Below are 13,318 nucleotides of genomic sequence, written 5' to 3' on the forward strand. Positions count from 1 at the left end.
GAGAGCCGTCAGGCCTGCGCGAGGGCCTCGCCCAGAGCCTCGGCGGCGGGTTTCGGCTGGCCGACGCCGTTGAACAGCAGGGGGGCGTCGGCACGCGCGCGGCGGCGATCACGCACCAGCCAGCTGTCGCTGTCGCGCAGGCCCCAGACCGTCAGGCCGAAGCGTTGGCGCTCGGGCAGGGCGGCCATGGCCTCGGCGGCCTCGGCATAGATGGCGGGCTGGCGGCGCGCATCGCCGTATCGGGTCGAGACGTCGATCTCGGAGATGTGCACGGGCAGGCCGAAGCGCGCCAGTTCGCGCACCGTGGCGCTGATCGCACCGGGGGCCAGTTCGCAGTCCACATGGGTCTGGGTGCCGATGGCGTCGATGGGGGCACCCGCATTCAGGCACGCCTCGATCAGGCGCTGATAGGTGGCCAGCTTTCGGGCGTTGGTCTCGAGATTGTATTCGTTGATCAGCAGGGGTGCGCCGGGGTCGGCGGCGCGGGCGGCGCGAAAGGCCTCGATGACATAACCCTCGTGGCCTAGCTGCTGGCTCCACAGGCAGTCGCGCAAGGTGGAACCCTCGTCGGTGACGGGCTCGTTGACCACGTCCCAGCCCGCAAGCTGGCCGCGCCAGTGGCCGATCACGCGCCCGACATAGGCCCGGTATTCCTCGCGGAAGCGCCGGGGCGCGCTGGCAGCCAGAGCGGTGAAGTGATCGGGCACCTGGGAATACCAGACGGGGGTGTGGCCAAACACGCCCATGCCCTGCTGCCGCGCCCAGTCCACGATCCGGTCCGCGCGCGAGAAGTCCTCGCGCGGGCCGCTCATGAAGAAGGCCTCGGCCTTCATCTCCCACTCGGGCGTCAGGCGATCGAAGTGGGTGCGCGCCAGCTGCGTCCACTGCGGGTCGTCAAGCTGGCCGGTCATGACACAGACGCCCAGCGGAAAGGGGCTGAGCGACTTCAGCGGCGCGATCTCGCCGGGCGCATCCACGGCCCGCGCCCCGCAGGCCGAAAGCCCCAGCGCCATGGCCAGAACGGTGCGCCGGTCGAGCCCTGCCATCGCGCTTACAGCGCTGCCCGCCGACGCGAGGCGGTCTCGTCCATGGCGGCGGCCTCGCGGCGCGAGCGCGCGGCCAGTTCGTGCAGGCGGCTCTGCTCGGCGACGTGCTCGAACTTCTTCAGCTCGGCGAAGGCGGCGTTGAGCGCATCGCGCGCGCCTTCCTCCTCGGTGTCGATCTCGCTCAGGTCCGCATCCAGCGAGGTGCGTCGGCTCTGATAGCCCTTGAGATAGCTGGACAGGGCCATGGCCCCGTGGGCGTCGATCTCGGCACGGCTGCGCTCCACCTCGGCCTCGGCATCGAGCACGGCCATGCGCATCTCGACCGATACGCGCCGCGAGGTGATCTCGGCCAGGCGCTTCTGCAAGGTCTCGACCTCATAGGTGGATATGCGGATCAGCGATTGCGCCCACTGGGTCATGCGGCGTCTCCTTCGAGGATCTGTTCAAGGCTGGCAAAGGCCCCGTCGAGGCGCGTGACCTCATCGGGGCGCTGGGAGAGGAAGGCGCCGAGCGCGCCGTTCAGCGAAATGGCGCGGTCGATCATCGGGTCAGAGCCCGCGCGATAGGCGCCGATGCGGATCAGTTCCTCCATCGACTCATAGGCCGACAGAAGCTCGCGGGCGCGCCGGTTGATGGTCTGTTCGCGCGCGCTCTGGTTGGCGGGCATGGTGCGGCTGACCGATTTCAGCACGTCGATGGCCGGATAGCGGCCCCGCTCGGCGATCTTGCGGTCCATGACGATGTGACCGTCCAGAATGCCGCGCACGGCATCGGCAATGGGCTCGTCGTGATCGCCGCCGTCCACCAGCACGGTGAACAGGCCCGTGATCGCGCCCGCCTGGGTGCCATCGGCGCGCACCGGGCCGGGACCGGCGCGCTCCAGCAGCTTGGGCAGTTCGGTGAAGACGGTCGGGGTATAGCCCTTGGTGGTCGGCGGCTCACCCGCCGCCAGGCCGATCTCGCGCTGGGCCATGGCAAAGCGGGTGACCGAATCCATCAGGCACAGCACGTTCATGTCCTGATCGCGCAGATATTCGGCCAGGGCCAGAGTCAGATAGGCGGCCTGCCTGCGCTTGAGCGCCGGCTCGTCCGAGGTGGCGACCACGACGATGGCGCGCCTCAGGCCCGCCTCGCCCAGGGTCTCCTCGATGAACTCGCGCACCTCGCGGCCCCGCTCGCCGATCAGGCCCACCACCACGGCGTCGCAGCGCGCCTCCTTGGCCAGCATGGACAGCAGCACCGACTTGCCCACGCCCGAGCCTGCGAAGATGCCCAGCCTCTGGCCCTCGCAGGTGGTGGCGAACACATCGAGCGCCCTCACCCCCAGATCGAGGCGCTCGCCTACGCGTCCGCGCGTATGGGCAGCGGGCGGGCTGGCGCGCAGGGGGTAGGCAGCCGTGCCCCGCTCCAGCGGGCCCTTGCCGTCTATGGGCTGGCCAAAGGCATCGACGATCCGGCCGAGCCATGCGCGCGTGGGGCGCACGCTGGCGGTGGCGTCCACGATGTTGATGTCCGCGCCCGGTGCGACGCCCTCGATGGGGCCAAAGGGCATCAGCAGGGCCTTGGCGTCGCGAAAGCCGACCACCTCGGCAGGCAGGGGCTGCTGGCCGCGCCGCGCGATCTGCGCACGCGCGCCCACCGACAGGCGTGACAGCCCGCCTCTGGCCTCGATCAGCAGGCCCGACACGCCCGCGACGCGGCCGGTCACCTCGATCGGGTCGATCGCCTGAACGGTCTGGATCAGCGAGCGCAAGGTCAGGAAGGCCCCGGACTTAAGCAATGGAACAGGCTCGTGGCGGGCCATGGCAAATCAGGCGTGCGCCGCTGTGTTAAGATTCGGGCGATGAGAGTTAAGGTCGGGTGAAGGCGCGCCCGCTCACCCCTTCTTTCCGGTCAGTCCGCCGGGCCAGGTGCCAGTCTGTCGAGAACCGAGCGGGCAAAGGCGGGCAGGGTGTCGTCGCGCGCCCCCATGATGACGATGCGGTCGCCCGCGCGCGCCTCTTTCACTAGCCAGTCGCCGCAGGCCTCGCGCGTCTGCAGCGCGTGGGCGCTGAGGCCGTGCGCGGCGAGGGGTTCGGTGACAGCGCTGCTGCCCACGCTGCGGTCGGTGGTGCCGCCATAATAGACCGGCTCGGGCATCACGAGGGCATCGCCCTTCTGCATATGGGCGGCAAAGGTCTCGACCAGCGGTTCGGCAAGCTGGCGCAGCGGGCCATAGCCGTGAGGCTGGAACATCAGCAGCAGCCGCCCCGGAAAGTCGTGCAGGGTGCGCAAGGTGGCGGCGATCTTGTCAGGGTTGTGGGCAAAGTCGTCGATGACCGTGACACCGCCGCGCGTGCCGATCACATCCAGCCTGCGCCGGATACCACCAAAGTCGCCCAGCGCCGCGCAGGCCTCATCGAGGGGCACGCCGCACGCCCTCGCCGCCGCGATGGCCGCCAGGGCATTGGACAGATTGTGCAGACCCGGCATTGGCAGGCTGACGCGCGCCTGACCGCCCGCGCGCTCGATCACCGTGAAGGCCATGCTGGCAGGCGACAGGGCGATGTCGCTGGCATGGAAGTGTGCGCCCGGATCGCGCTCGGAAAAGGTTATGCTCTCCGGCCCGACAAGGGCGCGGGTCTCATCGTTGTCGAGGTTCAGCACGGTGTGGTTGGCGCGTTCCAGATAGTCGGCGAACAGGGGGCGAAGCTCGCTCATGGGCTTGTGATCGAGCGAGATGTTGGTGACCACGGCAATGTGGGGGCGATAGTGGGCGATGGAGCCGTCGCTCTCGTCGATCTCGCTGATGAACAGGTCCGGCGTGCCGATCAGGGCCGAGGCGAAGGGCGTGTCGGCGCTGGCAAAGCTCTTCATCTCCGCGCCGTTCATGACCGTGGGAGAGCGCCCGCTGCGCGAGAGGATGTGCGCGATCATGCCGGTGGTCGTGGACTTGCCGCTGGTGCCCGCCACGCCGATGCTGATGCCTGCGCCGTTGAAGAGCCGGGAGAGCAGCTCGGCGCGCTTGACGATGGGGGCGCCCAGATCAAGCGCGGCCTTCACGTCGGGAATCGAGGGCTCGACCGCCGTGGAGATCACCAGCGTCTGGTCGCTGCCCGACAGGCCCGTGCCGTCCTGAGGGTGCAGCGTGATGCCCTGATCTTGCAGATAGCGGGCCTTGTCCAGATTGCGCTGTTGATCAAACGCCCGGTCCGAACCGGCGACCTGCGCGCCGCGCGCGCTCACGATCAGGGCCAGCGGAGCCATGCCGCTGCCGCCGATGCCGCAGAAGAAAAAACGCTTGCCTGCAAGATCGCTCTGATTCATGGCCGGACCCTAGGCGGCTGGAGCGAAGGCCGCAATCGGTGCCGGAAGGCGCGCCATCACTGAGGGCGGCACGATCATGAGCAGCGTCTCCAGACCCTTTCGCATCGGCGTGGTGGCCCCCGGCGGGCCGATGCAAAAGGCCCTGGCCGAGCAGGCATCATCTCTGGCGGCCGAGCTGCATGGTGAAGCGGTCGCGCTGGTGTTCCATCCCCAGTGCTTTGCCAGTGCCGGGCACTTTGCGGGCGAGGACGCCATGCGCGAGGACGCCTTCGTCCAGATGGCCAGTGATCCTGATCTTGATGCCGTCTGGTTTGGGCGCGGAGGCTATGGCGCGTGCCGCATGGCCGAGGCGGCGCTGGCCCGGCTTGGCCCGGCGGCCCATGGCAAGCGCTATCTGGGCTATTCGGATGCGGGCATGCTGCTGGCCGGGCTCTACCGCCACGGCATCGGGCGCGTCGCCCACGGGCCGATGGTGCAGGATCTGGCGCGCGAGGGCGGGGAGGCGGCCTTTGCCCGCGCCCTCGACTGGCTGATGTTCGAGCGGGCCGAGACGCTGGAGGCGGGCCTCGATGCGCGTCCGTCAGCGGCCTTCAACATCACCATACTCAGTCATCTGCTCGGCACGGCGCTGGAGCCTGACCTGACCGGTCATGTCCTGCTGCTGGAGGATGTGTCCGAGCACATGTACCGCATCGACAGGGCGCTGTTTCACATCCTCGGCCAGCCGCGGATGCGTGCCCTGGCCGGGCTTCGCATGGGGCGCTGTTCGGACGTTCCCGTGAACGATCCCGACTTCGGCCTCGACGAGGCGGCCATCGCCCGCCACTGGTGCGAGCGCGCAGGCGTGCCATGGCTGGGCCGCGCCGACATCGGCCACGATGCGGACAACAAGGTGGTGCCGTTCGGACACGCCCGTCGCCCGTGAGGCGAAAAAATGCAGCCGGGAATCGAATCGTTGACTCTGGCGCTGGACGCGGATTCGCAAATCAGCCTACGATTCGTATTAACGGTCGGCTTTAACCAATCTTAAGTTTTTGACGGCTTAACGTGCCAGAAAGGTTACCGGATAACCGTGTTCGGTAATCGTCAGCGAGCCTGTGCCTGGAGGGGCGGATGCGTATTCTGTTGATTGAGGACGACAGCGCGACGGCGCAGGGCATTGAGCTGATGCTCAAGAACGAGAATTTCAACGTCTTCACGACCGATCTCGGGGAAGAAGGCGTTGATCTGGGCAAGATCTACGACTACGACCTCATTCTTCTTGACCTCAACCTGCCCGACATGAGCGGCCTTGAAGTGCTGCGCCAGCTGCGGGTGGCCAAGGTCAACACGCCGGTGATGATCCTGTCGGGCACCAGCGAGATCGAAACCAAGGTCAAGACCTTCGGCGGTGGTGCCGACGACTACATGACCAAGCCCTTCCACAAGGACGAGATGATCGCGCGCATCCATGCCGTGGTGCGCCGCTCCAAGGGCCACGCCCAGGCGATCATCACCACGGGCGAGATTTCCGTGAACCTCGATGCCAAGACCGTCGAGGTCAACGGCCACCGCGTGCATCTGACCGGAAAGGAATATCAGATGCTCGAGCTGCTGAGCCTGCGCAAGGGCACCACGCTGACCAAGGAGATGTTCCTCAACCATCTCTACGGCGGCATGGACGAGCCGGAGCTGAAGATCATCGACGTGTTCATCTGCAAGCTGCGCAAGAAGCTGGCCACGGCGGCAGGCGGCAAGCACTATATCGAAACGGTCTGGGGCCGCGGCTACGTGCTGCGCGATCCGCAGGAAGGCTCGGTGACGGTCGCCGCCTGAGGCGCAGACGTCGCGAACAGATTTTGAGCGGGCGTGGCCTCACCGGCTGCGCCCGTTTCTGCATCGGAAACGTGCAGGCGGGACGCACCGGCTTCAGTGACTGTGGGCCGTCATCTGCACGCCATCGGCGCTGCGCACCTCGGGCTCGAGCACGCGGCCCAGGCCCGCCATGGCGATGCCGCCCACGACAAGCACAAGGGCAAGGGGCATCAGCACCCGCGCGCCCATCTCGGGCTGCAGGGGGCGAAGCGCCATCAGCGCCAGCAGGGCCACCACCATCACGATGGCGGGCAGGTCCATGCCGATGCCCAGAAAGCCGTTGTGACCGAACACGATCAGCCAGGCCGTGATGATCACCGCCATGACGCCCAGAGCGATCAGGGTGGCCGGATGGCGGATGTCCGGGTCTTTCCATGCCACCAGCACAGCGGCGAGGCTGGCCAGCGTCAGGGGCCACAGCAGCATGTGCGCGGTCACCGGCACAATGGCCTGAACGGGAAGGCTGAGCACCAGGATCAGCGCCAGCACGCCCAGCCATGCGGCCAGGGGCGCGGGCCTGCGCCCGGCTATGGCCCACCACATCACGCAGGCCGCCACGAACAGGGCCAGACTGATCAGCAGCGGCACCGGGCTGAGGCCGAGAAAGCCGAGCGCCGCCAGGGGCACGAACCAGATCGCACCGATCAGGGCCATGGCAAAGCCACGCGCGCTGCGCGAGCCGGCATGAAGGCCCGTGGCCATGACGAGTACAAGCAGCCCCAGCGCCGCCGCGAACAGCCCGGTCTCGAGCCACGGCAGGCGCCGCAGCAGGGTGTAGTACAGCTCGGGCGAGCTGGCGCGCGTCATGGGTGGTCCGGCAGCGAGGCGCACCGATCCGGCCACGATGGCGCCCATGACCACGATCCATAAGCCCGACAGCACGCCGTGACCCGCATCGAGCAGGCTCAGGCGATCGTGCCTGCGCGCGAGCAGGCCTGCGCCCACGATGCAGGCGAGCGAGACCAGCGCCAGCACCCAGCCCAGCAGCGGGCCGTGGATCAGCACGAAGAAGCCGAGGTAGTCGGCGAACACGCGATCGGGGCCGGGCGCCGGCAGGCTCGGGGCATCGATCAGCGCCCGTGCCAGCGCCAGGGTGTTGTCGCCCATGTGCTGCACCGCGCCCTGGTCGAGGGCCTCGGGCGTGGCCGAGGGGTCGTGATACTGGCTGGGCCGTCCGATGAAGGCCTGATTGAGCCCGGCGATGCCCTCGTCCTTGGGAATGGTGAAGTCGGTGCCGTTTGGCATGGCGTCATAGACGAAGGCGGCCAGAGAATTGGTCGCCGGGCGCGGGGCGTGGCGGGCATAGAGGCGCACCATGCCCGCATTGTCGCGACCGGTCTCGAACATCATGGCCAGGCCGCCGCCGCCGCGTGCCTCAAGGTTCAGCACCACGCCCACGCGCTCGCGCAGCGGGTGGCTGTCGAAGAAGGCCCGTGCGCCATCGAGGCCCAGTTCCTCTGCGTCGGTGATGAGCACGATCAGGTCGCGCTGGGGGCGGGAGTTGGCGGCGAGGATTGCGCGCACGCTCTCCAGGATCACGGCCACCCCCGCGCTGTCGTCCGCCGCGCCCGGCGAATTTGCCACCGTGTCGTGATGGGCCATGAGCAGCACGGCGCGGCTTTCGGGATTGCTGCCGCGTACCACCCCGATCAGATTGGTCAGGACGGTATCGTCCGGCACCTGCTCGCCCCAGCGGCGCAGGCGCGCGATGGAGGTCTCGGGCAGGGGCGCGGTCTGTTCGCTGACCTCGAGGCCCAGCGCCTCCATGCGGGCGATCAGATAGGCGCGCACCTCTGCATTCTCGGCGCTGCCGGTCGGATGCGGTGCCTGGGCAATGCGGCGCACATCGGCCATGGCGCGCGCGGCCGAGAACTGATCCTCGGGGGCGGTGTCAGGCGCGGGCGCGGGCGTTTGCAGGCGCAAGCTGGCGAGCGAGACGCTCATCACCAGAACGATCAGAAGTGCGATCGAGCGCAGCATTCACCCCTCCTTGCTCTCAAGGGCTGGACTAGCACGCAGACGCGCGTGCAACCAGAAGCACCGATGGCGAAGGCCTTTTGCGCGATCAGGCCGAGCGTGCGGTGCGGATGGGCGTCTTGACGTAAAGCCCTGCACGCCCGGCCACCGGGCGGAAGGTGGCGGCGGCCTCGGCCACGGCCTCGTTCTCGCCGAGGAACAGGCAGCCATCGGGGGCCAGCGACTGGGCGAGGGTGTCGAGCGCCTGCACGCGGTGGCGCGGTGCCATCTCGGCCAGCACATAGCGGCAGAAGATCACGTCGAAGCCGGTATCGACGGGTTCGTCCAGCACATTGGCGCGCACGAAGCGCACGGGCGACTTCAGGTGGGGCGCGACCGACCACATATCGCCGGCCTTCTCGAAGTGGTCTAGCAGCTTGCGCGCCGACAGCCCCCGCTGCACCTCGAACTGGGTGTAGAGCCCCGACTGGGCCTTATCGAGAGCGCGCCCCGAAAGATCGGCTGCCGTGATCTCGATCTTGGCTCCGGCCTCCAGCGCGCACATGGCGAGGGAATAGGCCTCCTGGCCCAGCGAGCAGCCCATGGACAGCGCCCGCACGCGCCCGCCGGGCCTTGCACGCGAGAGGGCCGGGGCCAGCTCGTCGCGGAACGAGCGGAACGGGCGCCGGTCGCGCATGAACCAGGTCTCTGTGTTCAGCATGGCCTCGATCACGGCCCAGCCGAGCGCGCCCACGGGCTTGTCCAGCACCGATTCCAGCAGGGCCGCGACGCTGGCGTGGTTCTCGCGGCGCGCCAGCGGGGCGAGGCGGTGCGCGACCAGATAGGCGCGCTCGCTGTCGAGGTGGTAGCCCGAGCGGCTGGCCAGCAGGGCCTGGAGGGCGTCGAAGTGAGACTGCTGCATCGCGCGTCAGACAGCCCCCACCTCGACCAGCTTGGATTCCAGAATCTCGCCGTCGAAAGGCTTCATGACGTATTCGTCCGCGCCCGCCGACAGGGCCTCGCGGATGCGCTCGGCCTCGGTCTCGATGGTGCAGAACAGCACCTTGGGCCCGGCACCCCCTTCCATGGCGCGCAGCCTTTGCAGGAAGGTCAGGCCGTCCATGACCGGCATGTTCCAGTCCAGCAGGATGACGTCGGGCATGACCGACTGGCACCAGCCCAGCGCCTCGGCGCCATCGGCGGCCTCGTCGACCTCGAAGCCGAGGTTCTCGACGATCCGCCGGGCGACTTTGCGGATGATGCGGCTGTCATCGATGATCAGGCAGGTCTTCATGTCGTCATCGCTGGAGCAGGCTCGCACGGGTGCGAGCGCGGGGCACAGGCGGACAGTCTGGCGGGTTTCCGGTTAATGAGTCGTTCGGAAAAGGGCCGACAGCCTTGATCGTGAACGCCCCGCTGTCAGAGGCCGCAGGGCGGCTCGCCTGCGCTGACCCCAGCCATAAGGGCTTAAGCGCATCGGGGCTTCAGTGTATCGGGACTTCAGTGCATCAGGCCCCGAGTGGCGGGGGTTCAGGCGCGGGCCGGAATGGCGGCGCGCAGGCTGATCTGGCCCTCGCCCTCGCGCACGCTGACCTGGCCACCGGCCTCGGCCACGCTGAGCCACAGCCAGTAGGGCTGGACCCACAGACCCGTCAGGCCCTCGGACAGGCGCTGTCCGGCAAGGCCCACACTGACCTCGGCCTTGAGGCGCACGCGCTCGTGCACACAGCGGGCCTTGACCTGGAACACCCCGTCGGCGCGCGAGGCCTCCAGACTCAGAACCCCGCCCAGCGGCAGGGTGCTGAGCGCAACCTGCGCCAGATTGAGCAGAATGCGCGCCTGGCGCTTGCTCAGGGCCATGTCGGGCACCTGCCAGTCGAGGCTGGCGCGCGCGCCCTCGAACAGGGCCTCGACCATGGGTTTCAGGCCGGTGCTGTCGAAACTCTCCACCGTGGTGGCGGCACCGTAGGCCACGCGGGCGAACTCGACGATCTGGATCAGCTTGGCCGCGCTGGCCCTGATCATGTCGAGAGCGTGCTCGCGCATATCTGCGCTGGACGGGTCGTCCATCAGGTCAAAGCCGGTGCTGATCGCGCCTGCCGGGCTGATGAAATCGTGGCACAGCTTGCCGGACAGATAGGTGGCCAGCTCGCTGCCTCCGATCATCTCGGGCTCGGCGGCGGGGGCGTCCGGGATCTTCAGGGCGGGTTCAGACATGGGTAAGGATTGGCGCCGGGACGGTAAAGGAAGGCTGAATGGGGTCAGCCTGCGCTGATTTGGCGGCGCGTGAAAGCGGGGCGGGCCAGGAGCGTGTGGAGCGTTGCGCGATTTTGCGCTTCTGGGCGGGCGGCCTGCTCTGCTAGGGGCTAACGGGTGAGCGCGACCCTGACCCGACATCTGAACTCTGGCCGGCTTGCCGTGGCGCTGTCCGAGATCGCGGGCGAGGCCGCCGAGGTGATCCGCCCCTTCTGGCGCAGCGGCACCAAGGTCTTGCGCAAGGCCGACAACAGCCCCGTCACAGAAGCCGACCGCCTGGCCGAGCGCGTCATCTCCGAGCGCCTGCGCGCGGCCTATCCGGGGGTGCAGATCATCGGCGAAGAGGGCACGGAGGCCGCGGGGCTGCCCGAGCGCGTCGAGCGCCAGTTCTTCCTGATCGATCCGCTCGATGGCACGGCGTCGTTCTCCCGCGATGCCGAGACCTTCACGGTCAACATTGCCCTTGTGCGCGAGGGCGAGGCGGTGGCCGGAGCCATAGCGGCGCCCGCGACGGGTCAGGCCTGGCGAGGCTCGGGCGACAGGGCCGAGATGCAACGCGTGCCCGGCGAGCCATGGCGCGCGATCCGCACCCGCACCCTGCCCGCCGAAGGGGGCGTGGCCCTGCTCAGCCATGCGGCGGGCGATGTGGAGGCCGAGCGGCTGGCGCGCAGGTACGGCTGCACAAGCTGGCAGGCGGTTCACTCCTCGCTCAAGTTCTGCCTGATGGCCGAGGGGCGCTTTGACGTCTATCCACGCACCGGCCCGACCTCGGAATGGGACACGGCGGCGGGCGATGCGATCCTGCGCGCGGCAGGCGGGCGGGTGCTGACGCTCGATGGCGAGCCGCTGCGCTATGGCAAGCTGGACCGGGCCCTGCTCAACCCCGGCTTCGTCGCGCTCGGACAGTAAAGCCCCCGCTCTGCACGACCCCGTAAAGACAAACCGCCCCGGCGCGGGCCGAGGCGGCTGTGTCGTCTTGAGAATGTGCTGTGATCAGCGACTGCGGCGCGGCTTGCGGCCGCCCTGGCCGAGGCCCATCTGCTTGGCCAGCTCAGAGCGGGCCTTGGCATAGTTCGGCGCGACCATGGGATAGTCCTTGGGCAGCCCCCACTTGGCGCGGTAATCTTCGGGGCTCATGTCGTACTTGGTGCGCAGGTGACGCTTGAGCGACTTGAACTTGCGGCCGTCTTCCAGACAGATCAGATAATCGGGCGTGATCGACTTGCGGATCGGCACGGCCGGCTCGCGCGGCTCGGGCTCGGGCTCGGCGGCACCGACCGAAGCGGTCGACAGGGCCACGTGAACACTGTGAATCAGCTGCGGAAGCTCGCTGGGCTCGACACTGTTGTTGCCGACATAAGCCGAAACGATGTCAGCGGTCATATCCAGCAGAGGCGAATGTTCATCCATATCCGGTCGGTTCCTTCGGCAACAGGCCTGACGATGCTCAAGGCCAGAAGTGATTTCAATCGTGCGGTGTCTATAGTGCGTCGCCAGCAAACACAAGGTGCGTGACTTCGTTTTTCAAACGCTATGAACAACTGTCCGGATCCATGAAAAGCCTCATGGAAAGTAATTTCGCCGCGCCGCGCGAGTTTCCGATGGGCAGGCAAAGATATTCAGATGTCCGATCGCGCCCGTTCGAGGCCGGGTTTAGCGGCGCAGGTCGGCCCTGAGTGCCAGCATGGCGCTCTTTTCTGGTGCCGAATACTCGTTAAGGCTGTCCTCGTCGCCCTCGCGGATCGCGCGCATCAACTCTGCCGTGATGGCCGATGACAGCGACCAGTTCCAGTATCGCAGGATGGTCTGGGCACGATCGACCGCCAGCATCTCGAAGGTGACCAGCACGCGCTCCAGGGTCGGATCGATCCCGCCTGCCTCGTCCGCCTCGCGGCGGCGCAGGCCTCGCCACAGGGCCAGCAGGTCGTTGCGCGTGCACCCTGTTGCCTTGCACAGGATCGCCAGCGGCTCGCCGCCCGGATCAGAAAGGATCTTGGCGCCGGTCAGGGGCTTGATGCCGGACAGATAGGCGATCTCGCTGGCGATCTCGCGGCTCATGCCGGACTCGGCGGCGGTGGCGAGGGCGTGCTCAAGACTGTCGAAGGGGCTTTTCTCGATGGCCGCACGATTGCGCTGGCGTCGCTCGATGAACTGCAGGGCCTTGCGCGAGAGAGGGTCGGACCAGTTCTCGGCGGCCGCCATGGCGAACACGTCCTCGGCCACCTCCTGCATCACCTCGCGCGAGACGCCAAAGCGCTGAAGGATGGTCCGCCGCTCGTCCGGTCCGCACCACCAGAACATGACATAGGCGCCCCATGGCCGAAGCTCGCTGCGCCGCAGCAGCGGCACGCACAGGCGCGTCTCGTTCTGGCTGAGGGCCACGATCATCTCGACGCTGGAAGGCGACAGCCGCGCGGTGGGATTGGCGAGCACGCACAGCACCACCTCAGGCTCGCGGGTCTCGATCAGCGCCTTGCACACCACCTCGCCGATGCCGCGCCGGCGCGCGATCATCAGGTGGTGGGCGTGGCCGGTGTCGCGCACGGCGTCGACCAGGTCGGCCTCGGTCAGGGCGGCGCACTGCTCGATGAGGGGGGCGGCAACCTCGGGCTCGTCGCGCAGCAGCAGGCGCAGCAGACTGTCGGGCAGCTCGGCCAGGGGGGAGAGGCGATGGGCGACGCGCGCGCGCTCGGCCAGGCTGGCCATGGAGAGCATCTCGACCAGCAGGTCGCCGACCACGGAGCGCTCGAAGGCGTTGACGCGGCTGGCGGGCAGGCACACCACATCGGCCAGGCGCTTGAGCAGGGCCTGACGCGCACGCGAGCGAGGCTCGGCCGCAGGGCCGACCTCAGGCTCGAATGCGTCCTCGCCGCTGATCCCGGCCCTCTCGCTCATGGCCG

13 protein-coding genes are annotated in these 13,318 nt (G+C 68.1%); 3 read left to right on the forward strand and 10 right to left on the reverse strand.

Translation table 11 applies throughout. The annotated features are described in order from the left end of the window. Positions 1-8 precede the first annotated feature (8 nt). The 4 genes from ACK4E3_RS10210 to murC all read right to left on the reverse strand — a co-directional run bounded on the left by ACK4E3_RS10210 (position 9) and on the right by murC (position 4,352). Positions 9-1,046, reverse strand: a complete 1,038-nt coding sequence (locus tag ACK4E3_RS10210) for an endo-1,4-beta-xylanase (RefSeq protein WP_409700088.1) — start codon at positions 1,044-1,046, stop codon at positions 9-11. Positions 1,047-1,051: 5 nt separating this feature from the next. Continuing rightward, a complete protein-coding gene (locus ACK4E3_RS10215) occupies positions 1,052-1,465 on the reverse strand; it encodes a flagellar export protein FliJ (protein ID WP_409700091.1) in 414 nt (137 codons plus the stop codon). Continuing rightward, complete coding sequence (gene fliI, locus ACK4E3_RS10220) at positions 1,462-2,799, reverse strand: flagellar protein export ATPase FliI (RefSeq protein ID WP_409701238.1); 1,338 nt, start codon at positions 2,797-2,799, stop codon at positions 1,462-1,464. Before fliI ends, ACK4E3_RS10215 begins: the two co-directional genes overlap by 4 nt. Positions 2,800-2,939: 140 nt before the next feature. Then, the gene (gene murC / locus ACK4E3_RS10225; RefSeq protein WP_409700094.1) at positions 2,940-4,352 is read right to left on the reverse strand and encodes a UDP-N-acetylmuramate--L-alanine ligase; all 1,413 of its coding nucleotides are present in this window, start codon (positions 4,350-4,352) and stop codon (positions 2,940-2,942) included. Positions 4,353-4,428: 76 nt separating this feature from the next. Between murC and ACK4E3_RS10230 the strand changes: the two genes are divergently transcribed. Together ACK4E3_RS10230 and ctrA are read left to right on the forward strand one after the other, a co-directional pair. Next, complete coding sequence (locus ACK4E3_RS10230) at positions 4,429-5,277, forward strand: LD-carboxypeptidase (RefSeq protein ID WP_409700097.1); 849 nt, start codon at positions 4,429-4,431, stop codon at positions 5,275-5,277. Between the two features lie 188 nt (positions 5,278-5,465). Beyond that, positions 5,466-6,167 carry a response regulator transcription factor CtrA gene (gene ctrA, locus ACK4E3_RS10235; protein ID WP_409700100.1) on the forward strand — a complete coding sequence of 234 codons (702 nt, stop codon included), beginning with the start codon at positions 5,466-5,468 and terminating at the stop codon, positions 6,165-6,167. Positions 6,168-6,260: 93 nt separating this feature from the next. On the opposite strand, the gene ACK4E3_RS10240 is transcribed toward ctrA, so the two are convergent. The 4 genes from ACK4E3_RS10240 to chpT all read right to left on the reverse strand — a co-directional run bounded on the left by ACK4E3_RS10240 (position 6,261) and on the right by chpT (position 10,379). Then, positions 6,261-8,186 (reverse strand): M20/M25/M40 family metallo-hydrolase, encoded by a 1,926-nt coding sequence (locus ACK4E3_RS10240; protein ID WP_409700103.1) that lies wholly within the window; start codon positions 8,184-8,186, stop codon positions 6,261-6,263. An 85-nt stretch (positions 8,187-8,271) separates the two neighbouring features. After that, a complete protein-coding gene (locus tag ACK4E3_RS10245; protein WP_409700106.1) occupies positions 8,272-9,084 on the reverse strand; it encodes a CheR family methyltransferase in 813 nt (270 codons plus the stop codon). Between the two features lie 6 nt (positions 9,085-9,090). Further along, on the reverse strand, positions 9,091-9,456 hold the full coding sequence (locus ACK4E3_RS10250; RefSeq protein ID WP_409700109.1) for a response regulator: 366 nt from the start codon (positions 9,454-9,456) through the stop codon (positions 9,091-9,093). Between the two features lie 236 nt (positions 9,457-9,692). Continuing rightward, positions 9,693-10,379, reverse strand: a complete 687-nt coding sequence (chpT, locus tag ACK4E3_RS10255; RefSeq protein WP_409700112.1) for a histidine phosphotransferase ChpT — start codon at positions 10,377-10,379, stop codon at positions 9,693-9,695. A 156-nt stretch (positions 10,380-10,535) separates the two neighbouring features. Here chpT and cysQ point away from each other — a divergent pair, with 156 nt between their 5' ends. Beyond that, positions 10,536-11,327 carry a 3'(2'),5'-bisphosphate nucleotidase CysQ gene (gene cysQ, locus ACK4E3_RS10260; protein ID WP_409700115.1) on the forward strand — a complete coding sequence of 264 codons (792 nt, stop codon included), beginning with the start codon at positions 10,536-10,538 and terminating at the stop codon, positions 11,325-11,327. Between the two features lie 84 nt (positions 11,328-11,411). On the opposite strand, the gene ACK4E3_RS10265 is transcribed toward cysQ, so the two are convergent. Together ACK4E3_RS10265 and ACK4E3_RS10270 are read right to left on the reverse strand one after the other, a co-directional pair. Continuing rightward, the gene (locus tag ACK4E3_RS10265) at positions 11,412-11,828 is read right to left on the reverse strand and encodes a MucR family transcriptional regulator (RefSeq protein ID WP_409700118.1); all 417 of its coding nucleotides are present in this window, start codon (positions 11,826-11,828) and stop codon (positions 11,412-11,414) included. Between the two features lie 243 nt (positions 11,829-12,071). Beyond that, complete coding sequence (locus ACK4E3_RS10270) at positions 12,072-13,313, reverse strand: DUF2336 domain-containing protein (protein ID WP_409700121.1); 1,242 nt, start codon at positions 13,311-13,313, stop codon at positions 12,072-12,074. Positions 13,314-13,318: the final 5 nt, after the last annotated feature.

It is taken from the genome of Brevundimonas sp. (genome assembly GCF_046299595.1).
Lineage (GTDB): Bacteria > Pseudomonadota > Alphaproteobacteria > Caulobacterales > Caulobacteraceae > Brevundimonas.

Bases quoted from the DNA above. Each gene is read 5' to 3' on its own strand.
- ACK4E3_RS10210 (WP_409700088.1), bottom strand. From the start codon at position 1,046: ATGGCAGGGCTCGACCGGCGCACCGTTCTGGCCATGGCGCTGGGGCTT.
- ACK4E3_RS10215 (WP_409700091.1), bottom strand. From the start codon at position 1,465: ATGACCCAGTGGGCGCAATCGCTGATCCGCATATCCACCTATGAGGTC.
- murC (WP_409700094.1), bottom strand. From the start codon at position 4,352: ATGAATCAGAGCGATCTTGCAGGCAAGCGTTTTTTCTTCTGCGGCATC.
- ACK4E3_RS10230 (WP_409700097.1), top strand. From the start codon at position 4,429: ATGAGCAGCGTCTCCAGACCCTTTCGCATCGGCGTGGTGGCCCCCGGC.
- ctrA (WP_409700100.1), top strand. From the start codon at position 5,466: ATGCGTATTCTGTTGATTGAGGACGACAGCGCGACGGCGCAGGGCATT.
- ACK4E3_RS10240 (WP_409700103.1), bottom strand. From the start codon at position 8,186: ATGCTGCGCTCGATCGCACTTCTGATCGTTCTGGTGATGAGCGTCTCG.
- ACK4E3_RS10245 (WP_409700106.1), bottom strand. From the start codon at position 9,084: ATGCAGCAGTCTCACTTCGACGCCCTCCAGGCCCTGCTGGCCAGCCGC.
- ACK4E3_RS10250 (WP_409700109.1), bottom strand. From the start codon at position 9,456: ATGAAGACCTGCCTGATCATCGATGACAGCCGCATCATCCGCAAAGTC.
- chpT (WP_409700112.1), bottom strand. From the start codon at position 10,379: ATGTCTGAACCCGCCCTGAAGATCCCGGACGCCCCCGCCGCCGAGCCC.
- ACK4E3_RS10265 (WP_409700118.1), bottom strand. From the start codon at position 11,828: ATGGATGAACATTCGCCTCTGCTGGATATGACCGCTGACATCGTTTCG.
- ACK4E3_RS10270 (WP_409700121.1), bottom strand. From the start codon at position 13,313: ATGAGCGAGAGGGCCGGGATCAGCGGCGAGGACGCATTCGAGCCTGAG.